The sequence below is a fragment of the Bradyrhizobium sp. LM2.9 genome (assembly GCF_054056555.1).
Genome location: NZ_JBSRYJ010000002.1, coordinates 262,051 through 287,249, shown reverse-complemented (window position 1 = coordinate 287,249; position 25,199 = coordinate 262,051). Strand labels below are relative to the sequence as shown.

Annotated in this window: 19 protein-coding genes; 6 read left to right on the top strand and 13 right to left on the bottom strand. The window is 59.2% G+C overall.

Features of this window, described 5'->3' with window-relative positions; all coding sequences use genetic code 11:
• Nucleotides 1-124: 124 nt before the first annotated feature.
• Nucleotides 125-736 carry a sigma-70 family RNA polymerase sigma factor gene (locus tag ACVWW3_RS02880; protein WP_354068638.1) on the bottom strand — a complete coding sequence of 204 codons (612 nt, stop codon included), beginning with the start codon at nucleotides 734-736 and terminating at the stop codon, nucleotides 125-127.
• Nucleotides 737-1,523: 787 nt separating this feature from the next.
• On the opposite strand from ACVWW3_RS02880, the gene ACVWW3_RS02875 reads away from it, so the two are divergent.
• The 3 genes from ACVWW3_RS02875 (at nucleotide 1,524) to ACVWW3_RS02865 (ending at nucleotide 5,516) form a co-directional block, all read left to right on the top strand.
• Complete coding sequence (locus ACVWW3_RS02875) at nucleotides 1,524-1,718, top strand: hypothetical protein (RefSeq protein ID WP_247447010.1); 195 nt, start codon at nucleotides 1,524-1,526, stop codon at nucleotides 1,716-1,718.
• Nucleotides 1,719-1,868: 150 nt separating this feature from the next.
• Complete coding sequence (locus tag ACVWW3_RS02870; protein WP_456650968.1) at nucleotides 1,869-3,119, top strand: HlyD family efflux transporter periplasmic adaptor subunit; 1,251 nt, start codon at nucleotides 1,869-1,871, stop codon at nucleotides 3,117-3,119.
• A 3-nt stretch (nucleotides 3,120-3,122) separates the two neighbouring features.
• A complete protein-coding gene (locus ACVWW3_RS02865; protein ID WP_456671855.1) occupies nucleotides 3,123-5,516 on the top strand; it encodes a peptidase domain-containing ABC transporter in 2,394 nt (797 codons plus the stop codon).
• A 703-nt stretch (nucleotides 5,517-6,219) separates the two neighbouring features.
• Here ACVWW3_RS02865 and ACVWW3_RS02860 read toward each other — a convergent pair.
• From ACVWW3_RS02860 to ACVWW3_RS02805, 12 genes are all read right to left on the bottom strand, one after another.
• Nucleotides 6,220-7,845 carry a patatin-like phospholipase family protein gene (locus tag ACVWW3_RS02860; RefSeq protein ID WP_456650971.1) on the bottom strand — a complete coding sequence of 542 codons (1,626 nt, stop codon included), beginning with the start codon at nucleotides 7,843-7,845 and terminating at the stop codon, nucleotides 6,220-6,222.
• Between the two features lie 439 nt (nucleotides 7,846-8,284).
• A complete protein-coding gene (locus ACVWW3_RS02855) occupies nucleotides 8,285-8,989 on the bottom strand; it encodes a recombinase family protein (protein ID WP_456650972.1) in 705 nt (234 codons plus the stop codon).
• A 1,376-nt stretch (nucleotides 8,990-10,365) separates the two neighbouring features.
• Nucleotides 10,366-13,986 (bottom strand): indolepyruvate ferredoxin oxidoreductase family protein, encoded by a 3,621-nt coding sequence (locus ACVWW3_RS02850; RefSeq protein WP_456671854.1) that lies wholly within the window; start codon nucleotides 13,984-13,986, stop codon nucleotides 10,366-10,368.
• A gap of 65 nt (nucleotides 13,987-14,051) precedes the next feature.
• The gene (locus tag ACVWW3_RS02845) at nucleotides 14,052-14,720 is read right to left on the bottom strand and encodes a Crp/Fnr family transcriptional regulator (RefSeq protein ID WP_456671853.1); all 669 of its coding nucleotides are present in this window, start codon (nucleotides 14,718-14,720) and stop codon (nucleotides 14,052-14,054) included.
• Nucleotides 14,721-14,803: 83 nt separating this feature from the next.
• A complete protein-coding gene (locus tag ACVWW3_RS02840) occupies nucleotides 14,804-16,255 on the bottom strand; it encodes an MFS transporter (protein WP_247453146.1) in 1,452 nt (483 codons plus the stop codon).
• Nucleotides 16,256-16,490: 235 nt separating this feature from the next.
• Nucleotides 16,491-18,488 (bottom strand): aconitase family protein, encoded by a 1,998-nt coding sequence (locus ACVWW3_RS02835; protein WP_456650975.1) that lies wholly within the window; start codon nucleotides 18,486-18,488, stop codon nucleotides 16,491-16,493.
• Between the two features lie 474 nt (nucleotides 18,489-18,962).
• A complete protein-coding gene (locus ACVWW3_RS02830) occupies nucleotides 18,963-19,232 on the bottom strand; it encodes an RraA family protein (protein WP_456671852.1) in 270 nt (89 codons plus the stop codon).
• Complete coding sequence (locus ACVWW3_RS02825; RefSeq protein ID WP_456671851.1) at nucleotides 19,229-19,504, bottom strand: RraA family protein; 276 nt, start codon at nucleotides 19,502-19,504, stop codon at nucleotides 19,229-19,231. Before ACVWW3_RS02825 ends, ACVWW3_RS02830 begins: the two co-directional genes overlap by 4 nt.
• A gap of 106 nt (nucleotides 19,505-19,610) precedes the next feature.
• Nucleotides 19,611-20,147, bottom strand: coding sequence for a GntR family transcriptional regulator (locus tag ACVWW3_RS02820; protein ID WP_247453143.1), 537 nt, complete (start codon nucleotides 20,145-20,147; stop codon nucleotides 19,611-19,613).
• A 27-nt stretch (nucleotides 20,148-20,174) separates the two neighbouring features.
• Complete coding sequence (locus tag ACVWW3_RS02815; protein ID WP_247453142.1) at nucleotides 20,175-21,392, bottom strand: CaiB/BaiF CoA transferase family protein; 1,218 nt, start codon at nucleotides 21,390-21,392, stop codon at nucleotides 20,175-20,177.
• 2 nt (nucleotides 21,393-21,394) lie between these two features.
• Nucleotides 21,395-21,712: a hypothetical protein gene (locus ACVWW3_RS02810; protein ID WP_456671850.1), complete on the bottom strand. Its 318-nt coding sequence runs from the start codon at nucleotides 21,710-21,712 to the stop codon at nucleotides 21,395-21,397.
• Entirely contained in the window at nucleotides 21,687-22,331 is a 645-nt protein-coding gene (locus ACVWW3_RS02805; protein WP_456671849.1) for a hypothetical protein, read from the bottom strand. Before ACVWW3_RS02805 ends, ACVWW3_RS02810 begins: the two co-directional genes overlap by 26 nt.
• Before the next feature lie 52 nt (nucleotides 22,332-22,383).
• On the opposite strand from ACVWW3_RS02805, the gene ACVWW3_RS02800 reads away from it, so the two are divergent.
• From ACVWW3_RS02800 to ACVWW3_RS02790, 3 genes are all read left to right on the top strand, one after another.
• The gene (locus ACVWW3_RS02800) at nucleotides 22,384-23,346 is read left to right on the top strand and encodes a GntR family transcriptional regulator (protein ID WP_456671848.1); all 963 of its coding nucleotides are present in this window, start codon (nucleotides 22,384-22,386) and stop codon (nucleotides 23,344-23,346) included.
• Nucleotides 23,347-23,625: 279 nt separating this feature from the next.
• Nucleotides 23,626-24,123, top strand: coding sequence for an HD domain-containing protein (locus ACVWW3_RS02795; RefSeq protein WP_247453139.1), 498 nt, complete (start codon nucleotides 23,626-23,628; stop codon nucleotides 24,121-24,123).
• Nucleotides 24,124-24,203: 80 nt separating this feature from the next.
• A complete protein-coding gene (locus ACVWW3_RS02790) occupies nucleotides 24,204-25,187 on the top strand; it encodes a Bug family tripartite tricarboxylate transporter substrate binding protein (RefSeq protein ID WP_456650977.1) in 984 nt (327 codons plus the stop codon).
• Nucleotides 25,188-25,199: the final 12 nt, after the last annotated feature.

The following is a 25,199-nucleotide window of genomic DNA, read 5'->3' as shown; positions in this document are numbered from 1 at the left end:
TCCTCGCTCAGGCGACGAACAAGGCACGTGCATCATGCGCGCGCCCTGCCTGGGCACCACGCCGTCACTCCTACTGTCGCCGAAGCACGCCTTTGGATGCAGCGGCAAAAAATAAGTTTACGCCTCATTCGAGCTGCCGGCGCATCGCCACGAGCTCTCGCCGGATCCACGCCTTGACGGTTCCTACGGGAACCCGGAGGTATTCGGCAATTTCCTCGTGCGTGCGCCCGTCAACGATTGCCAGAAGCAGGCTCGCGCGGCGCTGTGGCTCGAGTTGATCGAGTATGGTTCGCAGCGTCATACTGTCTGGGATACAGGACGCAGGGTTCGGAACGGGCCGCTCCCGCGCGCAGATGGCATTCAATGCGTCGTCCTCGAGCGCGAGTTCGCGCCTGGCGCTCCGCCGCATCTTGAGCGCCGTGTTGCGGACAATCGCGTAGATCCAGCCCCGGGCAGATCCGCGTGCAGGATCGAAGTTTTTCGCATATCGGAGAATCTGCGCGAATGCGTCGTGGATGACGTCCTCGGAGCGGGATCTGTCGTGCACGATACGGTGCGCCATCGCGCGCAACTGCTCCCTTTCCCGGGCGTAAATCTTGCCGACGGCCGATCGCGATCCGGAGGCGCACTCAAGCAGAGCTGTTTCGTAATTAAGAGCCGTCTCGCAATAGCTATCATGCCGCGCTGCGCCGGGGCGAATCTTTGCCTTCGTTAAATCGACGCATTGATGGGGCATGGTCGAGTCACCCCGGTCCTATCTTCACGCGCAGTGCCACTGCCTGCTAATTTAAACACCCTGCATTTAAATGTATTTAAATGATCTCTTTTAAAAAAATACGAAATCGGCTGTCGGCGAACTCAAGTCAGCAGCAGCGCCTTCGTTCCCGAAGTTTTCAAACTTTTTTGCCAATCGCCAAGCCGCGACGGGTGGCGGACCATAACGCGTCGTGCTCGCTTGCCAGGTCGAGGCGCTGAGCAGCGACGCAACTCCTCGGGCCGCCTTCGAAGATGGGAGGCTTCAACACGGGCGCAAAGTCGCATCTATAACTTCGGGGCATGCATCGGATCCGATTTCCTTGATATGCCGTGTAACGCCATCAAGGGTCATTCGGAGCACTTTCAAAAAAGCTAAATTCCAACCCTTCACTTTCCTGCCTCTATCCAACCCGCCTGCAATGCGATCAGCTGGAAGCTTTGTCGTGCCAACAGGCGCGGCGACTGGCGCCATCGAAACAAACTAAAGCGCACCTTGGATCGAGCTCCGCCCCATGGCGTCCCAGCGCGCTTTCCATCTCCGCCGCACCGAACTGATCAGAGTCCAACTCACTATGACGAAACCGCACTGGCTCCTCACTGTAAGACACCTTGCATACGACGTTGCACAATCACGATGCAAACAAGCGTCAAACACGTGCCGCACAGAAAATTTATGCGACAGTGCATCCAGATTGGTCTCTTGCAACTAGTGATGACGTGGCAACCGTTACATCACCGTTCTGCCACTACATCGAAAGGAGACCAAGATGCTAGAGATGACCACTTTTACTCACCCGATCGAACTGTCTGATGAAGAGCTCGACCTCGTGGCCGCAGGCAACGGCGGCTGTGGCTGCCATGATGGCGGATCACTGATCAGAACTGGCGACATCAATGTTCTCAGCGGAAACCAAGTTCAGGTAGGCGTGCTGTCCAACCAATCCCAAACCTTCGTGGGATAAGGGCATGATGCACCGGCGAACCGCTTCTCCATAAGGGGGAGCGGTTCATCGGTATACATCCGCGTCTTGCTGTGGCGGAAAGATACTCCGCGCAGCGCTTAAATATGAAGCAGCGCTTAAATATGAATAAGAGCACAGCAAGGTGCGTCCATGGCGAGTCAGCCAGCTCTATTTCGCAAGGAAGCTATCGACTTTTTGCGCCAGCGCCACAGCTGGGGTGAGGTCGTACTGCTGCAGCCGCTATCAAGCACGCTCCTTAGCTGGAGCCTGGCTGCGCTCGTTGGAGTCATCTTGTGTTTTCTATCCATCGCGCAATACGCGCGCAAGGAGACCGTGTCCGGGTATCTCACGCCGACCTCCGGCACAGCTAAGATTTTCGCACCACAACACGGTTTCATCAAGGCGATACAAGTGAAGGAAGGGCAAGAGGTTGCCGAGGGTGACCCGCTCCTGACCGTAGTCACTTCCCAAATCACCGCCAATGGCGATGACGTCAATTCCACCGTACTTGCAGTGTTGGCGCAGCAACGCAATGTGGTGGAGCGACAGATCGATGCGGAAGATAGCCGAACCGCCTCGGAACAGGATCGCCTCGCTGCCACGATCAAGGGGATCGAAGGAGAAATTGTTCAACTCGAGGAACAGCGAAGCATCCAAAACGAGCGACTGAAGCTTTCCGAGAGTTTTGTATCGACGGGTGCAAAGCTAACCGCAAGCGGTGCATTGCCAACGATTGAGCTGAAACGCCGCGAGCAGGCTGCACTTGAGCAAAAGCAGAGCGTGGTGTCACTCGATCAGCAGATCACCGCGCGACGCACCCAATTGACAGATGCTCGGCATACACTCGAGCAACTTCCAACTGTCGCCGCAGAGAGGATTCGAGTACTGCGTAATGATCTCTCCTCGATCGAACAGCGCGTGGCCGAGGTGAACGGGCGGCAGGCTTACGTTATCAAGGCGCCAACGGGTGGGCGCGTGTCCACGCTGCAGGCGACTGTTGGCCAGATCGCCGATCCAAGGCATATGCAGCTCGAAATAATTCCCCTTGATGCGCACCTGCAGGCGGAGCTGTTCTTTCCGACACGCGCGTTTGGTTTTGTGCGCCCCGGCCAGCAGGTTAGGATACTTTACGATGCATTTCCTTATCAGAAATTCGGCACCTACCGCGGCAGCGTGACAAAAGTCTCTCACACAATCCTGACCGGCAACGAAACGACCGGGCCGATCACCCTCAAGGAACCGGCTTACCGTGTGACTGCGGTTCTCGAACGGCCCGACATCGACGCCCATGGCCGTAAGATGCCGCTTCAGCCGGACATGCTGCTTAGGGCCGACGTTATTCTTGAGCAGCGGTCCCTCATGAGGTGGCTGCTTGACCCGGTGCTAAGCGCAAGGATGTAGCGCATGCAGGGACTATTGAATTTCAGCGGACGCAGATTCCTCCCGCTCATCAGGCAGACGGAGGCGACGGAATGCGGGCTCGCATGCCTCGCAATGGTCGCGTTCTATCATGGTCATCGAACTGACTTGAACACACTGCGTCGCCGGCATCCAGTGTCCCTAAAAGGTGTCACTCTCCGCGACCTTATGGAGATAGCAGCTCACCTGGGCCTGGCATGTCGACCGCTGCGAATCGAGATCGGCCACCTCTGCCAATTGCGCCTACCGGCTATTCTGCACTGGGACATGGCTCATTTCGTTGTACTGAAAGCGTACAGGAAGAAAGGGATCGTGGTGCACGATCCGGCAGCCGGCGAAAAATGGTTTCCCCTCACTGAAGCATCTAGACATCTCACCGGGGTCGCGCTCGAACTCTCGCCCACTGAAGAGTTCTGCCGCACAGACGAGCGAGTACGATTGCCGTTCTCGATATTCTGGAGCGGAATGAACGGCAACACTCATGCCCTCGCCCAAATATTGGTTCTGTCAGTAGTCATCGAAATTCTTCTCCTAGCCGCCCCTTTCTATATGCAGCTCACCGTTGACGAGGTCATCGCGAGAGGGGACGTCGATCTCCTGGTCGTACTCGGGCTAGGGTTCGCTCTCCTTCTCCTGATACAGGTCGGGTCGACCGCTACCCGCTCGTTCACTATACTTGTTCTGCAAAACACGTTGAGCTTTCAAATCGGCGCCCGGCTGTTCCATCATCTGGTGCGTTTGCCACTCTCATTCTTCGAAAAGCGGCACATCGGCGACATCCTTTCTCGCTTCAACTCGATCGAGCCCATTCGCAACGTGCTCGCGGAGGGACTGATCACGGGGTTGATCGACGGTCTCATGTCAGTGTTAATGCTGGCGCTAATGTTCACCTACAGCGTCCAACTCGGACTTGTCGTACTGCTGGCGTTCGCGTTGTACGCCGCCTTGCGGCTCGCTCTTTTCGGGCTGTTCCGGCAACGGAGCGAAGCGGCCATTCACAGCAAGGCAGACGAGAACTCCGCCTTCATCGAAACCGTGCGAGCGGTGCAAAGCGTAAAGTTACTCAACCGAGAGAACGAACGGGAGAGCCAGTGGCTGAACCGCTATGCTGCGTATATAAATGCCAACGTGCGGCTTGGTCGTGCAAGGGTCAGCTTCAAAGCGATGAACGACACGATATTCGGGTTGGAGAACGTAATCACGATCTACCTCGCCGCTCGCCTCGCACTAGACAACCTCATCACGGTTGGCATGATATTCGCGTTCGTCAGCTACAAGCTGCAGTTCGCTGGACGGACAGCGCTGCTGATCGAGAAGCTGGTGGATGTCCGCATTCTCGGGCTGCACCTCGAGCGTCTCGCCGACATTGCGCTCACCCCGATCGAGAGGGGGCACGACCGGGACCTGTCATATGTCCGACAGATGCGCGGCGCGATCGAACTGCGCAAGGTGTGCTTTCGGTATGCAGAACGAGAGCCTCTGATTCTTAATAACGTCAACCTATGCGTTGCTCCGGGACAATTCGTGACGATCATGGGACCCTCAGGTTGCGGCAAGTCAACCCTTGTCAAAATTATGCTTGGGCTGCTTGAGCCAACGAGCGGAGAGGTCCTGATCGACGGCCTTCCGCTGGGCCAGATCGGACCGCGCGCTTATCGCGAGCAAATTGGCGCGGTGATGCAGGAGGATCAATTGCTGTCGGGATCGATTGCCGACAATATCTGCTTTTTTGACACAACATTCGACCTGCAAGGGATGATCGAGTGCGCGCGGATTGCCGGCATCCACGACGACATCATGGCAATGCCGATGAGCTACAACAGCCTCATCGGTGACATGGGAAGCTCGTTGTCTAGCGGGCAGAAACAGCGAGTACTGCTTGCTCGCGCGCTCTATCGCCGACCAAAGATCCTGTTTCTGGACGAGGGCACGGCCCATCTCGACACCGAGAAGGAAAAAGAAATCAATGCGAATCTCCGGCACCTAAATATGACGCGCGTGAGCGTAGCGCACCGACCCGAAATTACCCAGGGAGCCGATATCATCTTCCATCTTGCCGCGGCGGCCGGGCCGTTTCAGGTCGGAATGACGAGCCTCAGACCAGAAGCGGGGCCTGCGCGAGATGTCGCGGTCACCGAGTTTTCCGAAGGTGCGAAATCGGTCGAGACCGCGCACGGACACGATGACTGCCTCGTTGACGCCACGGGCGATTGCTCGAAGCGCAATAATGGCTGGAAGGACGCCGAGGACGACGACTGCCATCCACACAAGGACTACTGCCAGCCGCGGAAAGAGTGCAACCCCAAGCCGTCTGACGACTGCGGCAAAGGCGACAACCCGGGTGAAGCGCTGGCCAAGATCGACTTCTCACGACGCTGATTTCGGCTCGCGATATGCACTGCGCACTCGCTTCGATGTCGTCCGACGACGCTCGGAGGGGCCATCGGCCGGCCAAACGCGAGACTGATTAATACCGTGATGGCCAGATTCTGGAGGGCAATCGAGATAATGGCCGTTGCCACAGAAGATGGGGCTTGCGCGCACCAAGTTGGGCTCCACTCCCACCAACCTCGGTCTCGCCATTAAAGATCACCATACAGACCGCTTCTGGAGTTGGGCGACGAAAGCCCGCTCAAGTATCTCTATTCGATCCCGAAGATGAAGAAGACGAAGAAGACGACGAACTAGAAGTGACCGTCTCTTGAACGCTGGCCTCTGGGGCTAGGGTTCGACCTGCGTCTGCACCACCTGCACAGCAGCCCACCCTCGTTGAGCCGCGAGGAGTAGGGACGCGCCGCTCCGTGCGCCCTCTCGCGATGCCTCTGAGCGAGGTTACGCCTTGGCTCCGTAGACACGGCGCCGATAGAACTTTTGCAATCTCCGGGCCGGTCGTTCCTCTTGCCGCTCTCGACCTCGGTGAACGCGGCTGCGGCCTACTCTGAGAATGTCTGTTTACCGGGGTAGACCGGAAGCCGCCGTGGTCCGGCCAAACCAACGCGAATGACCCATTGCAGAAATCCGTTCCCGCGATCTCGTGGACTGAGGCTGGAAGACCGCGCAAATACGGAAACACTCGGTTGGTTCACCGATCCTTCTCCTCTGTGCAAAAGATTTGAGAGATCGAGTACCCGCACCTGTTTCCAGCACGATCTGAAATCTGCGTAATCGATGCATTGAGACATTGGCTTTTAGCCCACTTTTGCACGGAGGTTCCACAAGGCAACACTTTCGCGCCGACTGGACAGTTTTCGGCGAATTCCCCAACGCATACCTGAAAAGACCTGATGGTCGTGCGTGTGTCAGAAGCTGTTAGCTTAAGATTATTCAATTTTCTATCCGCAAGGTTTGCAACCAAAATTGCCGCCTGAGACCGTGCGTCCTGTACATAGATTTGGTAAGCTTCGACGGCGTAAAAAATATCCGTCCCGAAGAGGGCCATCGTGGCGGCTAACAATAGGGAAGCAGGATCACGAATCGACAGAACTCGCCATTTGCGTCTGCTCCCCTTTCTCAGCGTTCGTGTAAGGCTATTCTCGCCATTCTCGAGTTCCTTCAATTTGTTCAACGGATCCCATGAATGCTTCGGAGCATCTTCTGGTATCAATCCATGGTCGATGAGTGACCGACGCGCGACGCTGAAACCGTGCGCGATAAGGGCGGTCACCTCGTAGGACGAGAACATATCGAGGTCAGTCCGAATCTTTGATAGCGTTCGCTGCCTTTCGACCGAAATTGGGTGATCGGTGCGGCCGTCCGCGCTTACTTGTTCATCGAGAACATCCTTAATGCTGAAAACTAGAGCGCTCGTTTCTGATTTAAGCGCACCGAGCTGAAGTTCGCTGACCCTGGTCATCAAGAGGTCGCTGGCGCGGACGTTCCGGCTCACCAGCCAAGTGTAGCTCTTGTCGTACTCTGAATCAAAATATCCTTCCGCGATGCTTACGATCAGCTTGTCAAAGACTTTGCTTCCGTCAGTGTTAGACCATATCCAGGGATTGATACCTAGATTATCGTACACCCCACCATCAGAGAGGTAGTGCGGATTTGGGAATTCGCCTTGCGAGCTTACAAGTGTCTGGTACGAGATTTCGATCGGCGGAAAGAGCGGCGGGAAGGCTGAGGACGCTGCAACAGCGAAGGACACTCGCATTTCGTCCGAAGTTATTAGGTCCGCTTCACCATCAGTGTTGAAACGAGTGAATCCTGTTGGTCCAAAGCAGCATGCAGAGCCGGATGTCAGGCTCGTACAGTTGAAGTAAACTTCGGGAACGCCCGATTGACGCAAATCTTCCAGGCGCCCATTCTTGAATAGTTGATCATAGTGGGACTGAAGCAGGTTCGAAATCGTCCAGCGCACCAACCTTGCTATTAGGCGCGGCATAAGCCAAATCCAGGCCAATATCCAAGAACGGACGATGCGGCCCCTAATGTCCTTTTGAACAAAACCGATTAACTCTTTTGCCGCCTCTTCAAATTTGTTCGGCTCGGCCGTGTAGCGACTCCAATTAAGCGCAAGGTGCGCAGCAATTACACTGCCACCGGACACCGCACCCACACGCTGCACAATTCCCTTACGACCAGCTTGGCCGCTTCCACCAAGGTATCCACTTTCATAGAGTAATCGGACAACGCCGAGATGAAAAAGGGTTGCGCGAAAGCCGCCGCCAGAGAGCGCCAGTCCAACGCGAACCCGTTCCTTCTCATCCATAACGGGCCTCCTATACGCTTTGAAACTTACCCTTCGTAAGGCTTGTGAGTATAGATAGCGTTGTCAGCGCCGGACAGCTTAAACCGGGTTCCTCGCCGTGGCGCACCGGTCGCGCTGACGGGAGCGCCTAGGCGTCTAGCTGACCTTGATGAACTGGCTCATCATGATCACCTCCGACACCCACCAGTGCCAGAAGTGAGTCCTGCTGGTGGCCCTTTTCAAACCTAACGCAACGGATCGGCGATGTCCGCTGATCGGGGAAAAGCGGAAGTTCGCGGCGCGCTGTCAGAGTGACGCGATTGACCCGGAACGGACTAATCCTTCAACTTGAGCCCAAGGTTTGGTGTCCAATAATGGTGGCCTGAAGGGTTGGCAAAAAACACTGATTGACTGACAGAAATAAAAACATTCCTTCAGCCCTCGAGGTTCACCCGAGGGCTCACAGCCGGGCCATCGTTCGTGACACCTGCACTGCGGACCACGCGCCCATGCCCCCGCTCGGCTGCGGTATGCCGCGCTCGGTGAGGGCCTTCGCGATCTCTCTCAGTGAGCCTGCGGCAGTCTTCCTGATCTCGGCAATGATCGGTGCTAGGTCGCTGGCCCTCTGTGCAGCACGGGCCCTCACGGCCTCCGTAGCGGCCTTCTGACCGACACCAGCAACCAGATGATGCTTCGCCTTCCGGTCCCACTGCCCATCGCGGGCAACCTTCGCAGCCAACGCGGCCTTGGTCCGCTCGCTGATAAGTCCCGCTTCCAGCTCCGCCACTGCGGACATCTGTTGCAGCATGAACCGCCCGACTGCACCGGCAGGAATTTGAGGGAGGTCGCAGAACAGCACGTCCACGCCGCCGTCAATCAGCGCCATCAGGAATGATTGGTTACGTGAGAGCCTGTCGAGTTTGGCTATTACAAGAACCGCCCGATGAACGCGACACGCAGCCAACGCGGCGGCCAACTGCGGCCGATCGACCTTTCGTCCGCTCTCGGTCTCTGTGAACTCGGAGACCGGAGGCCAACCACCGGAAGCATCAATGAAGCCCTGCACGGCAACCCGCTGTGCATCGAGGCCCAATCCAGAACGACCCTGCCGGTCTGTCGAGACGCGGTAGTACGCGACGACCTTCATCCCCCGCTTCTTGATCATGCTTCACCGCCCTTTGTACGCCGTACCATAACATCGCTACGCTGGTAGCGATGAAGTGATACTTTTGAGGGCGGGCATGGTGCTGTGGGGACGCGTTGCGGGCAAGTAGGACGACGGGTCGCCGCCGCCTCTGCTAGCCACTGAGGGAGAAGCCCACTGGTTCGCTTGATGTCGAGCGGCGCATCGAAGGCTCGACCCTCGAAATCATCGGATCGGCCGGATGAAGCCGACCGCTGGCCGCTCAAATTTGGGACGCGGTAGCAGAGATGGTGAAGGCATCGGCGATCAACAGACGCCGCCCCCGCTAGCCGATGTGCTCACAAGTTCTGTGAGCGGCCAATTGGGGTGGTCCTGACATTGCTTGAGCGAGAAGGATGCAAACCGCTGCTCAGGTTAGCGGTTGATTTTCCGAGAGATGCCGTACCAGACCATTTTCGGGGGTTCTAAGATTCGGAGAAAATTCGGTTCTCCGGCTTTCCTCAAGCCCATTTCGGAGGGCGCATGGGCGTTGTCCACGTCCGAAAAAGTAGGAAAACGGCCGAATTTCCGGCCAGTCTGCAGCGCCAAGTACGAGATGATCTTGGTGGTGTGGCGGAGGGAGAGGGATTCGAACTCCTGGTACGGCGGGTGGCAGTGGCGGTCGAACCAGTCTCCGCCGATAGTCTCTGCGAAACGGGAGCTTTTCGAGAAACAGCCGGAGACTTTCCGCCATTCAGCCCCGAAGATTGCGTGACCAGGAGCCTGGAGACCGAAGTGGAATGCAAAAGAAGCCCGGATTTCCGGGCTCGTGAGGCGCAGGTTGCAAACTTTAGCTAGCCGCGGGACTGGCTGGCTGGGGCGGGAGGGATCGAACCTCCGAATGGCGGAATCAAAATCCGTTTGATTATATAATGATTTCAAGGCGCATTTGGAAAAAATGGTCGAACACACTCCTGCAATTTCAATAGGTTGGCTGCTGTTCCAAATGAAAATGGGGATCGATTGAGCAACGCAGCTGCCCTTCGGATTCGCCTAGGCATGGCTCGCACTATCACGCCTGCAAGCGCCTTGAACTGAGCATCTGAAGATCCCGATAACCTGGACAGCAAGCACCTGGACAGCAGTCGCTGCGATTCTAAGCGCCAGGGCTTCCCGATCGGCGCAAGAAAGTCGTGCCGGCGCGGCAATCTAAGGTGGGTTAGTAGATGATGCGCTATCCTAGCAGCCCGCGAATCGCGGGGATTGCGATGCGCAAAGCCAAGGCTAAAGCTGCATTCGAGCAGAATGTTCGATGATTGGGAACGGGAGCTCGGCATCACCATCACTGCAGAGCACGACCCGAGCTTTTCCGACTTCTGTTCGTGGGCAGAGCGCAAGCACTTTTCGCACTACTTCAATCAGGCCGCCGCCTGTCGCGATGACGCTGAGCTGGAGATGGCTGCCTCCATTTGCTCCAGCTTGGCGTGATAGGCATCGACGGCGGCCTTCTTCACCGGGCCGAAGCCGCGGACATCATCCGCCAGAGAAAGTAGCCCGACTAGTCGCTGGTGGTTTGCTGGCGTGAGCTGCTTCAACGCTCTATCCGTTAGCGCTTCGTATTCAGGAATTAGCGCTCGCTCCATACGCCGTTCGGGCATGTAACCAAAAATGTCGAACGGGGTGCCTCGGAGCCGCTTCATGCGCGAAAGCATGCGCAGAACCGGCAACATGAATGCGACTGAGATCTCTCGCTTCTGCGGCCGCCCATTGACGGGCTTGCCTGCCAGAATTGGCGGCGCCAGGTTGAACGACAGTGTCGCGCCCCCCTGGAAAGTGCTTTTGATCTCGTTTGCGAGCGCGGGATCGCTCAGCAGGCGAGCGACCTCGTACTCATCCTTATAAGCGAGAAGCCGCCCATAGCCCCGGGCCACCGCCGTTGCGAGCGCTTGGGAGCCCGGAACGATGGCCTCTTCCACCGAGGCGACTTTGGCGACGAGCGCCCGGTAGCGGCGGGCGAGGAGTTCGCTTTGATACGCGACGAGACGTGCGCTGTGCACGTCCACAAGCTCATCCAGCGTCTTTGGCACGAACGGTGCTGCTGGTCGGCTGCGGCCCACCATCGCCTCAATCTGAGCCGAGTCATGGACGTACAGCCGCCCGAGCCTAAACGCCCGCAGGTTCATCGGCACGGCGACACCGTTCAATCGAATCGCTGCCTCGACGGAAGCCGGCCCGACCGGAAGCAAGCCATATTGCGAAGCTACGCCGAGGAGGACCAGCGTCGCAGCGATGCTGTCTCCCATCAGAGTCGCGCTGATGGATGATGCGTTAATGCTCAGCATGCGCTCACGGTCAACGCGTTGCGCGAGTCTGGCTTCCATCAAGTCGGGGGCGATCTTGAAGTCGCGGCTGAATTGAAAGTCGACCGTCGGACCGACATCGGCATTCAGCACGGCGCGCGTCTTGCCCGCGGCCAGGGTCGCCGCGGATTCATCGGCTAGGGCAGCGACAAGGTCGAACGCGATAAGTGAGGTCGCCTCGCCGCGGCCGATGCGTTGGGTCGCGATGGCATCCGCAGTGCGCCCGACACGGACATGACTGTACACGGCACCATTCTTTTGCGCGAGGCCCGTCATATCGAATAAGGAGGCGGCCTTGCCCTCGAGATGCGCCGCCATGCCGATCAGCGCCGCGACCGTGACCACGCCCATGCCGCCAACCCCGGCTAGTATGATGTTCTCCGTGCCGTCTTGGCGATTAGCGACGACTGGATCGCGCAGCTTCTCGAAGACGGATTCGTCGATCTCCGACGGCGCCGGCTTGCGTGGCTCCGCGTTCCGCACCGTGATGAAGGAGGGACAGAACCCGTTTAGGCAACTATAATCCTTGTTGCAGCTCGACTGGTCGATCCGCCGCTTCAGACCGAACGCAGTTTCGACCGGTTCCAGGCTTACGCAGGTCGATTGGACGGAGCAGTCCCCACATGCCTCGCACACGCCTTTTGCGATGAACAGGCGCTTCGGAGGGTCGGGGAATTTACCGCGCTTTCTCCGTCGCCGCTTCTCGGCCTCGCAGGTCTGCTCATAAATGAGCACGCTTGTGCCTTCAACCGCACGCAAACGCCGCTGAACTTCGTCGAGTCGATCGCGATGAAAGATCTCGACTTGGCTCGGCAGGACCGTGTTTTTGTGACGTCCGGGCTCGTCGCTCACGAGAACGATGGTTTTTACGCCCTCGTCGCGAACCTGTCGCGCGATGTCGGCCACCGAGATCGGCCCATCGACGGGCTGCCCCCCTGTCATTGCCACTGCGTCGTTGTACAGGATTTTGTAGGTGATGTTCACCTTGGCGGCGATGGCCGCTCGGATGGCGAGCAGTCCCGAGTGGTAGTAAGTTCCATCCCCCATGTTCTGGAAGATATGGTTCGTACCACTGAAGGGCGCGATTCCCACCCAGTTTCCGCCCTCGGCTCCCATGTGAACGGGAGGCAGCGCTTGCTCCGGCCGGACGAGGTTGATCATGCCGTGGCAACCGATGCCAGACATGCTCAGGCTTCCGTCAGGGATGCGGGTCGAGCGGTTATGCGGGCAGCCGGAGCAGAAATATGGAACGCGCTTTGGTGTCCCGACGATCTCGCTGGAAGGGCTCGACTGCTGGATGGCCGTCGTCGAGGGCGGGGAAACGCCCGAATCGCGCGCTAGAGCCTCGGCGCAGGTCTGCAACCTTGCGTCCAGCACTCCGAGCTGGGTAAGTCGACCGGCGATGGCCAATGCAATCTCGACCGGTTCAAGCAGCTTGACCGAGGAAAAAAGTGCTTCGCCGGCTTCATCAATCTTTCCAAGCAGCCGGGGCCGCTCTGACCGGTTGATCAGAATTGCTGCGGATTGCGCTTCGAGAAAGCTTTTCTTTTCTTCGACGAACAGAAGCGTGGCATGGCCTTCGGCGAACGCCGCCAGACCTTCCGGTTCGAGCGGCCAACTGCAGCCGACCTTATAGAGCGATATTCCGAGCTGTGCGGCCCCGTCCTCGTCCAATCCGAGCAACGCCAACCCCTGACGCACGTCGCCGTAGCTCTTACCTGCCGCAACGATTCCGAGCCGCGGTCGCGGCGCGCGGAATACGGTTCGATCCAGTTTGTTTGCGCGAACGAACTTGTGAACCAGAGGCAGACGCTTCTCAACAGCCACCTGCTCTTCGGCAAGCGGACTAAGGACGCCGGATCGGATGTGAATGCCATCAGCAGCTTCAGGCGGGATGACGATTTCAAAATCATCAAGCGCGAGGTCAGCCGTCATCGTCTGCTCGGCTGTCTCGTTTACGAGCTTCAGTCCGACCCATAGACCGCTATACCGCGACAGCGCATACCCGTAGAGGCCGAAGGTGACTATCTCGGCCGCTGTTGCCGGGTACAGAGACGGAATGAGGCAGGCCGCCATTGCCTGCTCGCTCTGATGCGCGACGGTTGAGGACTTGCCAGCATGGTCGTCGCCGTACAGGCAAAGCACGCCGCCAGTGGGGCTAGTCCCGGCATAGTTGCCATGCTTGAGCGCGTCAGTGGATCGATCGACGCCGGGGCCCTTACCGTACCAAGCCGCGAATACGCCATCGACCTTTGGATTTGGCAGAAACCCTAGCTGTTGGGTGCCGCGAACCGCGGTCGCCGCGAGATCCTCGTTCACCCCAGGCTGAAAGACAATTCCTGCGGCTGTCAGGCGGTCGCGGATCGCCCATAAAGCCGTATCAAGGTTGCCGACCGGGGACCCGCGGTAGCCGGAAACATAACCCGCAGTTTTAAGTCCGCGCGATCGATCCAGTTCGGATTGCACCAGCAGCATGCGCGCGATCGCTTGCATGCCGTTAATCAGAACAGGACCGCGGGTCACCGTCCACTTGTCATTGAGCGTGACCACTGACCCATCAGTGCGGCGCTCCGCCGGCAACGCTTTCCCGCGCTCCCCCAAATGCGGACCGCGCGTAACGGCAACCTTATTGTCGAGCGTGAGCCTCGAGCTATCGGTTCGATCTTGGGTTGCAGACATCTTTGCGTCGCTTTCGTTTCTCTCCCTGACGAGAGAACCTTAGCGCAAGTCTGCCTTCCACTCTGTCAAGTTGCCGACAATAGTCGGCCGCCTTTGGCGCGACGCTCCAACGCGCCGAAGTCATCAACAACAACTTTGCCGTAGGAGAGATGCACGATTCCGTCATTCTGAAACTCTCTCAGCACCTGATTGACGGATTGGCGCGTTGCACCGACCATCAGCCCGATCTCTTCCTGTGGAAGCTCAAGATGTCGGCTCCCGCTTGCATTCGGACGTGCGCATTCCAACAGCCGTGTTGCAATGCGCGCAGCACATGAGTCCAGCAGCGCGTCTGCGATGTAATCGCACGCCAGGCGCATGTGACCGCAAACGAGGCGCAAGAGCGCGTCCTCGAATTCCCGGTGAGCTCGCAGCACTTTGAAAGCGTCTCGATCAATGACCTGAACCTCAACGTCCGTATGAGCTTCGGTCGTGTGTGGTAGGCCTTTGCCGTCGACCAGATTGCTGTAACCGAAGCAATCGTTCCGTTCAAAAAAACTATATACCAGTTGGCGCCCATCCCAGTGCAGGTACGACATCCGGACCAGGCCACTGACGATGCGGTGAAATTCCTGCCCACGATCGTCTTGTACATAGATGACGTGTCCCGCGGGATACGTCCGAAATGTCGAGCGGCTTATGAACTCCTGGCGGATGGCCGGTGGCAGCGGCGCGAGAACGTCGAAAGTTCCCATCGCCGTGAACCAGTCGGATCCCGTCGGGCAGTTCCTTCGACATCGACCACCCCTTTTCAGGTTTGCGGACCCCCGAGCAGGTGTCAGTGCGAAATCTTCTCAAGTTCGAGGCCTCGCGTGCGAGGGCCCATCAGTCCGATCGCTAACATCACGATCGCCATCGCTCCTCCGATTAACAGGAACACGCCGACAACACCGAAGTGTTGGAGCGTGAAAGCGATGAAAAACGCATTCAAAATAGCGGAGAATCGGCTCCAGGAATACACAAATCCTGCGGCTCTTGCCCGGATACCGGTAGGGAATATCTCCTGCTGATACGTGTGGTAGGAGTAAGAAATGATGTTCCCGGCAAGCGTCAGCGACACGCCGAGCGCAATGATCGCCTCGGTACTGGAGGCCTGGCTGAACAGGAGGCCGCAAATGATGTTCACAGCAGCCATAACCACGATCACGTGTTTCCGTTCGATCCGGTCGGCTATCAGCATTCCGAGCAGCGGACCAACTGGCGCGGCGAGCGCAATCAATGTCGTATAGCCGAGGCTTGTCGAGACGGTGATGCCCTGCTTGATCAGCAGCGTCGGCACCCAGTTTGCAAAGCCGTAATATCCGACCGTCTGAAAGATATTGAAGATTATCATCATGATCGCCCGGCTGCGATAAGGCGGCACCCAGATTTCTGCGAATTTGCCATGTGGCACGACGGGCTCCGCAGGAGCAGGCGGGGGTAGCTTGGAACCGCAATCATTCGCCACCTTCCGTTCCAGGTCGCTCACGATGCGATCGGCCTCCTCGAGACGGCCCTTCATCGCCAGCCAGCGAGGGCTTTCCGGCAGCGCGCGGCGAATGAACCACACGCAAACCGCGCCAGCGCATCCGATCAACACGACCCAGCGCCAGCCGTCCCACCCGAACGGGTCAATCGGCACAAGCAAGTAAGAGATGAACGACACGACCGGAACGGCCGTGAACCCGACCGCCTGGACTAGGGCGAAGGCGCGCCCGCGTATCTGCTTGGGCGCAAATTCCGAAATGTAACAGCCAATTGTGATGAGCTCGACACCGAGGCCTATTCCGGCAAGGAACCGCCAGAAATTGATCGCGAATGCGGTTGACTGAAAGCACATGATCAAGTTGGCGCCACAGTACCACAGTAGCGAATAGGTGAAGATCGCGCGGCGACCGAATCGATCGGCAAGGAAGCCGCACGCCAGAGTGCCAATGAAGAGGCCGGAAAACAGCGCGGCAACGAAGCCCGCTAACCCTGTCATGCCGAACAAGCCCGGCGTCGTCGACGTCATGATGCCGGACCTGATCAACCCGGGCCCGATATACGCAGTGAAAAGCAGATCGTATCCCTCGAAGAAATTCCCGAGCGCCAATAGTGCAATCAGTTTCCAAACCGCTCGCGTTGGCGGCAAACGATCTAGCCGCGCTGAGATTTCACCGGCGTCCAGAGCGAGCGAGCGGGCGGCCACTTCACGCGAGCCGGGCGTCGGCATCTTGAACGCTGATGCCGCCTCTGTTGATATTGCCATCATATTCCTCCCTGATACGGCCTTTTTTTTGCGAGGCCGATCTTGCACGTACGATCACGTCATCTCGAACGCCCCCTGCAAGCGCTCGAGTCGCAAAGCCGACGTTGCGGCTTGTCGCATAGCCCCAGGCGTATCCGCTTTTTCGAACGCGAAGCGGACCTGCCCTCGAAAGGTGCATGTCGACGTGCTCCGCACCAAAGCGCGTGCAAATCGCTGTTTCATAGAGCAAGCGCCCTCAAGCATGGTACCGCTCCCGAAGTTCATCAAAGGAGACGATCTCGCCAGCTATCGCGCTCGCAACGACCGTTGGGGGGCTGGCAAGCCATACTTGCCCGGGTCCAGATCGGCCAGGAAAGTTGCGATTGATCGCACTGATGGTCACCTGATCCGCGGCCGCCGAAGTGCCGGGGCCGCAGTTGATGCAAGCTCCGCATGACGGTTGCAGGATCTCCGCGCCAGCCTGCTCGAAGGCTTCGAGATAGCCTTTGGCGGCGCAGTAGTCGCGCACATCGGTGGTACCGAATTGGAGAAAGAGCGCCACGTTCGGTTTGACGCGTAAGCCATGTGAGACAGCCCACGACAAGACTGCGTGATAATGGTCGAAGTCCTCGCGCTTGCCCGCCGTGCACGAGCCGCCATAGGTGATGTCCACCTTCGGGCGGCCGACTATAGAACTGAGTGGCACGCCGTTGCCTGTGTCACCCGGCCTGGCCACGATCGGTGTTAGTTTCGAGCAGTCGAATTCGATCGTCTCCGCATACTTCGCACCCGGGTCACTCTGCATCCATGGTTCAATGACAAAATCTATGCCGCGGCGTTCTCGCAGAAAGCGCAGCGTCTCAATATCCGGAGCTACGATTCCCGTGAAGCCGCCAAGCTCGGCTGTCATGTTTGTCAGCGTCGCGCGCTCGTCGGTGGAGAGTCCGGCTATCGCCGGGCCAGCATACTCGAATACCTTGCCCAGGCCTGCACCGGCTTTGATCCGTGGCGTTGCCAGCAGATGGAGCACGAGATCCTTGGCGGTCACCCCCGAGGGGAGAGAACCGGCCAGCTCGATTCTAATAGATTCTGGGGCCTTCAGGCGCACGACGCCCGTCATCAGCGCGTTCGCCATATCCGTGCTGCCGACCCCGAAGGCCAGGCAGCCGAGCGCGCCGCTATGGGTTGTATGCGAGTCAGTCCCGGTTACGACTTGCCCCGGCAATGCATAGCGCTCGGTTATGATCGCATGCGAAATGCCCTCGCTTCCTTCGCCCGCCAGTGTACCGTGGCTGCGCAACCCGTATTCACCGACGAACTTGCGATGCGCTTCAACCATATCATGTAGGCTGGACAGATTACCCGCCTTCAGATGCGCGATGCTGCGGTGTCTGTAGGAAAAGTGATCCTCGAATGCGACGACGCTGGCGGGATCGTGCAACGTCAACGGGCGACCAAACGCATCGTGCAGCATCTGCGCGATCATCCCGCCGTAAGCTTCATGGAAGAATCGCCAGTCGGCACGGACGAACGCACCAGCATCGGGCTGCAGAACTCTGGCGGTATCAGCGGTCACGACATGGTGTCGGTCGAGGATTTTCTCGGCTAGGGCCTTCGGGATTCCATCATTCGGCAATTCGCTCGCATCGCCGATAAGGCTGATACGTTCCCGGCCATAACGAAGGAGGCCGCCGCTACGGAGCACTGCCGCCTCTACGGGATCGCGCGATACCAAGAGCTCTTCAAGATCAATCACCTCGCGCTTCTGTAGCCGCTCGATGAGGCCGAAATCAGTGGACGTGAACAGACCGATGTTGTCTGCATTCTGCCGATAGATCCGCTCGAAGCTCGTCGCGATGACCAGCCGGACGCCGGCCCGCAATTCGGATAATGGGCTATGCTCGCGAGAAGAGCCCTTGCCATACCGGCTCCCTGCGACGGTGATGGCGAAATCCCCGTTCTTGACCGCATCCAACCCGATCGGATTACGGCCACCGACCTTCAGACCGATGTAGGGAATACTTGCCAAACGGTCGTCCCACATTGTCACTACGTGAGCCGGCGTGATTTCGTCCGTAGAGACGTCATCCCTGAGCTGCCCAGCTTCGGCGAGCGTCAAGTCTCCACCACCGAGCTGACGATCAAGGAGCAGCGGATCCGCGGTCAAAAAAAGGATCCGACCTTGCAGGTCAAGTTCTGCCATAACGCCCCCGTTGTCCGCCAGTATGGGTCCGCCGCAGACGAGCCAGGCCATCGCTGCAATCGGTGCTATGGTTGAAAATGCCGCCGCCGATCGCAACGGAACTAGAGTTCCTACACTCTCGTAGAAGGGAGGCTGCCGAAATAATGCGCTTCAATTTCATTCCCCTCCTCCGCCCGGGTCGCGCGCGACACGCAGGAGCAAGGAGCCCCCGGGCAATTCACCGTGCGTTAAGCGCCGGCATTTTTATCTCGCTCGCGTTTCCTCGACGCCCGAAATCATAATCCCATGTCTTGCTTCGATACTGTCAACTGCCCGACAGTTAGCTGCCGGAGAAAAATCCTCGGGCGCCGTGTCGAACCCGAGGCGCACCTTGGTGAGCGTGGCCCGAATCGCCTGCAATACGCCTGCGAAGGCGGCTTCGCTTGCCTTGACAATCGGATTATCCCGCGCCGGTAAGGCGCGACCGGGTACCCTTGCGCTCTTCGTCGCAATACTCTTGGCCGGGGGTGCTGTTCGCACTTGCGTTCACGAGCTGCCGGCCAGATAGGCAGCCGTCGCAGCGATCGCATCGGCCACCGGAATGTCGGCCTCGGTCAGTCCCTCGGGTAACACCACCAGCCCATCGCGATCGGCCACGAGGCGCCGGCCGGGAATGAAAGATACTTCTCCAAAGGTGACGGTGATGTCGGACGTGCCTTCGCCCGCGAGGGACGGTCTGTTGGGAACGGTTCCGAGGGCCTTCACCCCGATATCCATCGCGTCGATCTCCTCGCAGTCGCGGATGACTCCGTTCACGACGACGCCTGCCCAACCGTTATCCGAAGCACAATTTCGGCCATTCGGTCGCCGAACAGAGCAAACGATCGACTTCCAGCACCGTCGATGACCAGCACCTGATCATGTGCCGGCTGATTGGCCACCCGCTTGATTATGTTCATCCCTTCATCGTAGCGCACGGTGTGAATGAACCCGGCGAACGCTGGACGGCGCCCGAAGCTCATGAACTGGAGCTGGCAAGACTGGATATCTGCGCGCGCATCGCAAAGATCACTCGTTTTCAAGTTCATTCTGACCTCGCATGGTTGCAAGCAACACAAGATAGCAATCACGCATAGCCATGGAGAATCCGGCGTGGACATGCGTCAGTTCCTGGAACTGTCTGAATTTGTAGTGTCACGACACACCTGCCACCATCGAGCGCTGCAAGTGCTTGGCCATCAGCTTGGCCGCCTCGACATGCCGCCGCGATTCCAGCAAATCGAGCAGGCGCAAATGCTCACGCACATGCCGGCGGATACCGTCATGGTCGGCGAAGCTGCGATAAGCGAACAGCCGACGGATCGAGTTCACGCGCCTAAGCGATTCAACGAAAAAGGGATTGGCAGCTCCACGAATGATCTGCTCATGGAAGTCGCAGCCGCACTGATACATCTCGCCGATGGTCATCCTCTCGAACTCAACTTCCAGAACGCGCCGCTGGCGCTCGCGCAGTCTCGTGATCACCTCGTACGGCATGGCATAACCGGGCTGCGCGATCGCTGCCGGTTCGATCACTGCGCGGAATGCCATTGCTTGGGAAAGCGCTTCGGGGCTGGAGACCGTCTGGCTTCGGCGTGCAGGGTCCGGGGAAAAAGTGGTGATGCGGGCCCCGTCATGATGGCCTTGCGGCGTGTAACGAGCATGCAGCCCTCCCTCTATTTTATTTTCCATTTTTCTACCGACATGGTCCGGGAAATTTCATCCCGGCATCATGGCGATGGCACCCGACCGCTGCAGGTCCGCGACGTCGCCTAAGGAAAAGCCGATCTCATTCAGGACATCGCGCGTGTGCTGACCGATCTGTGGCGGATCGCGTCGGTTCTGCAGCCGCTGACCATCCATGGATACGGGCAGCAATGGTGTCTTGGCGCTACGACCGTCCGTCAGATGAATATCGGCGAGCCCGCCTGACGCATTGAGATGCGGATCGGCAAAGAGATCGCCGGGTTTGTTCACAGGCGCGTAAGGCAGGTCGAGCTTCTCAAGCGTGGCGGAGAGATCGACCTTGGTCCATTGCTTGAAGATCTTTGCGATCTCCGGAATGAGCCAGCCGCGCTGGTCGACGCGGTCCTGACCGGTGGCGAAGCGCGAATCACTCAGCCAAATCTCCCGGTCGAAGGCTCCGCAAAAGGCCTGCCATTGCTCCTCGCCCACGATGGTGACGAAGAGCTTCGAGCCATCCTTGGTGTCGAACAGGTCGTAAACCGGCCATGGACTGTCCTTGACGGAATAGGGGACTGACGGCTGGCCTGTGACGGTTTCGTACATCATCGCCTGCGCCATCAGGAACACATTGTTCTCGTAAAGCGCGCTCTGGATGTATCGCCCGCGGCCGGTACGCTGCCTTTCGGCGAGCGCTGCCTGAATGGCGATCACGCCGAACATGCCGCCCATGATGTCGTTGACCGACGCCCCGGCGCGCATCGGCCGATCGGGCAAACCGGTCATATAAGCGAGCCCGCCCATCATCTGCACGACTTCGTCGAGCGCGAGGCGATTCTCATAGGGGCCCGGCAGGTAGCCCTTCAGCGAGCAATAGATGACGTGCGGCGCGAAGCTTGCGACCGAGCCGTAGTCGAGCCCGGTACGCTTGAGCAGGCCGGGGCGGAAGTTTTCGATCATCACGTCGCTCTTCTCGATCAGGCGGCGTGCGACCGCCTGGCCTTCCGATGAGCTGGTGTCGATCGCCACGCTGCGCTTGTTGCGGCAGTAGGTTGCGAAGAAGCCCGCCGCCGGTCCCTTGAAGTTGCGGGTGCGATCGCCCTTGGGCGGCTCCACCTTCACGACATCGGCGCCGAGGTCGGCCAGGATGAGCCCGCAGGTCGGCCCCATGACCATCTGGCTGAACTCGACGACGCGCACACCCGCAAGCGGACGCAGGTCGTCGGCACGTGCCGTTGTGTCCTGCTCCGCCATGCTTACGCGACCCTCCGCAGTGCCTTCGGGATTCCCGCCTCGTGCAAATGGCCGGTCAAATGTTTGGCTGCAATGTTCGCGCTGAGAATGGCGCGCGTCGCCATCAGCCGGTCGAGATCGATACCGGTCGAAAGGCCCATCTCCTCCAGCATGAAGACGAGATCCTCGGTCACGATGTTGCCCCGCGCGCCAGGCGCGAACGGGCAACCGCCGAGACCGGACACCGCCGCATCGAAGCGGCGGATGCCGGCTTCCAATCCGGCGACGACATTGGCGAGGCCCAGGCCGAGGGTGTCATGCAAATGCAGCCGCAAGCTCATGGTAGCGCCCAGATCGTCTCGCACACCCTGGACGATCTGTTTTGATCAAAGGCGGCGTGGCGTAGCCGACGGTGTCGGCCAACCCGACCTCGTCGGCGCCCGCCTCGGCATAGGCCGCGGCCAATCGGCGGACCGCCCCCTCCCCGATGCGCCCCTCCAGTGAGCAGCCGAAGGCCGTCGCAATACCGCCGACGAGGTGCGGGCGATTGCCGCCCGGCCTGGCGTCGATCGCGGCACGCACGGCGCGGAAGCCTTCCAGTTGCTCCTCGATGGAGCGGCGAACATTGGCCTTGTTGTGAGTCTCGCTCACCGAGATCACGAAATAGATGGCGTCGACGCCCGCGGCGATGGCGCGCTCGGCGCCTTTGAAATTGGGAACCAATGCGCCGATGGTGACGGCTCTGTGCGCGAGCGCATGCGGCATCACAACATCAACATCGGCAAATTGCGGAACGACCTTGGGTGGCACGAAGGAGCCCGCGTCGATCTCGCGTACCCCCGCCGCGGCGATGGCGTCGATCAGCGCGCATTTCGCCTCGGTGGGAACGAAGATATCGAGGTTCTGCAGGCCGTCACGCGGACCAGTCTCGCAAATATGGACCTCAGGGACGTTCGACATCACTTAGACCTCCCGGAGACGTATTGTTATTTATTGCGACAACGAACAATCTATGAAAGGCTCTGTCAAGCCCAAATTCCGCGGTGTGCTCGTGCCGACCCTCGATAATCGCAAAAATCGGCCCGTCACGAATGGCGGCGCTCGGTCAACTTCAAGCCGCGCCGAGCTCACGGCACACCGAATTCTGGCGGTGGCGCGGCGGGAAGGCATGCAGCCGGGCGACCGGCTGATCGAGCAGCGCCTGGCGGACGAGCTCGATCTCTCACGCGGGCCGATCAGGTTGGGCCTGCAAGCACTTGCGACCGCCGGGCTGGCGACGAGCGAGCCCAATTGCGGCTTCGTCCTCGCCAAGGACACGCGCAGCGTGGCGGCAGAGTCGGCGCTCGCGACGTTCAGGCACGGCGACGAGGCGTATACCGCGATCGCTGCGGATCGCCTCTGCAACCGCCTGCCGGCGAACGTCACCGAATCCGAACTGATGCGTCGCTACGGGCTGAGCCGGCCGGAACTGCAGCGCCTGCTCGACCGCACGGCCGCGGAAGGCTGGATGGAGCGAATGCCGGGCTACGGCTGGCGCTTCGCCGAAATGTTGTCGAGTCCGGAAGCCTATGAACAGAGCCTCGCTTTCCGCGCCGTTATCGAGCCAGCCGCGATAACGCAACCGGGCTATCGCCTCTCCTCTGAAATCATCGAGCGGCTGCGTCAGCGCCACCTTCGGATTCTCGGAGGCGAATTCGAGCAAATGTCGCTCAGCGAGGTGTTCCAGTCAGGTTGCGAATTTCACGAAGAGATCATGCGCGGCACCGACAATTCGTTCTTCCTCGAAGCGCTCAAACGCGTGAACTCAATACGTCGCCTGTTCGCTTACGGTACATTTGCCGATAGACCGGGAATACGGCGCCACATCAAAGATCATCTTCGCATGCTCGACCTGCTCGACGCCGGACGCAACGCCGATGCCGCAAAGCTGATGATGCGTCACCTGCGACATTCGCCGCTCACTAGCGGTGGGTGAAAGAGTCAGCGGAATAGTTTGGTACACTAATAATCTACCCGACGATCGGAAACTTCGACGTACCGGAGATTAAGCCCAGCCAAATCTATGAATTGGTCCGGCCAGTCTGGGTCGAGAAGCGGGAGACACCTAGTGCCGGTGAATGAGGTTGATTGCGCCAATAGGGGCTACACCGAGCTACATTCGAGCATTTCCTTGACCGACGCCAACCCCGCTCTCTCACAGACGAGCTGCGCGCGACGGTGCTGGAGGATCTTCCGGAATTCGCGCAAGTTCGTAATGAGGAACTGCGCCACGATCGAGGCCTGGGCCTATGCGCTGGCGGAAGCGGATTTTCCGCGCGTCACAGCCATTCCGGGAGAGGCGACGCCTGGCGACTTCGCGCTGAAGCGCGGCAGCCAGGCGATACACCTGCGCAGCGTACCTCGTATCGCGATAGCGATCGCAGACGAGTTTGCCCGGGAATTTCCCGAAACCATGGTCGACCGCGACATCGTTCTGGCAGGTGCGCTGCTGCACGATGTCGGCAAGGCCTGGGAGTTCGACCGCGCCAACCGCAAGCGATGGGAAGCAGACAAATCGCAGGCCGGTTCGCCCTCACTGCGGCATCCAGTCTACGGCGCCCACATCTGCATCGCGGTGGGGCTGCCCGAGGAGATCGCACATTGCGCTCGGCCATTCCTCCGAGGGCGACTTGATGCAGCGCAGCCTCGAATGCCTGATCGTCCATCGCGCGGACCACATGTGGTCGATTGCAGGCGGTTCCGGCCTGCTTAAGGCGGAAACGGCGGGCATGCTCGAAACTAGAAAAGTAACGCCGCGCGCCTTGCGGTCGGCGAAAGATCGGGAGGAACAGGATGACAACGGCGAGAGGCCTGACGCGGCGGGGTAGCCTTGGCCTGCTCGGTGCGCTCGCAACTCCGTGGCTTGCCCGCGCGCAGAGCGATTATCCTAGCCGCATCATCAAGCTGATCGTGCCCTACGCAGCTGGCGCGGGCAGTGATGTCGTCGCGCGTTTCATCGCGGAGCGTATGCGCGACAAGCTGGGGCAATGGATCGTCATCGAGAACCGGCCCGGCGCGGGCGCGATTATTGGATCGCAATTCGTCGCAAAGTCGGTGTCCGACGGTTACACGTTGCTCCTCGGCGGCGTATCCACCCACGCGGTGAATCCGCGTCTGCGCAAGCTCGCCCCCTATGACGGCATCAACGACTTCACCTCGCTGGGACTGATCGGCACCGGGCCTCTGGTGATCTCGGTCAATCCTGGCGTGCCTGTCAACAATCTGCAGGAACTCATCGCCTACGGCAAGGCGAACCCAACCAAGCTCGCCTACGGTTCCGCGACGGGCGTCATTCTGCATCTCGCCGGCGAGTTGCTGAAGAACTTCGCGGGCTTCGAGATGCTGCATGTTCCCTATAGCGGAAACGGACCAGCGCTGACCGATGTGCTCGGCGGAAGGCTGCAAGTAATGGTCGACGCTGTCAGCAACTCGGCACCCTACATCGCCGATGGAAAATTGCGACCCTTGGTCGTCCCGTCGCGGCAGCGTACGCCGCTGCTGCCGGACTTGCCGAATTCGGCCGAGGCAGGCTTGCCCAACTATCAGGTCGAGACATGGTTCGCGCTCTACGGTCCGGCAGCCATGCCGGACGAAATCGTCGGCAAGATCAACACCGCACTAAATGCCGTGCTGCAGGAGCCCGACGCGGTCGCCCAGTTCGCCAAAGTCGGTCTAGACCCGCGGGCTACGAGCCCGGCTCAAGCGGCTGCGCTGCTCAAGGCGGAATCGGACGAGTGGGGCGGTGTCATCCGCCGGATCAGGCTGCAGGTGGAATAGGATCCTCGATTG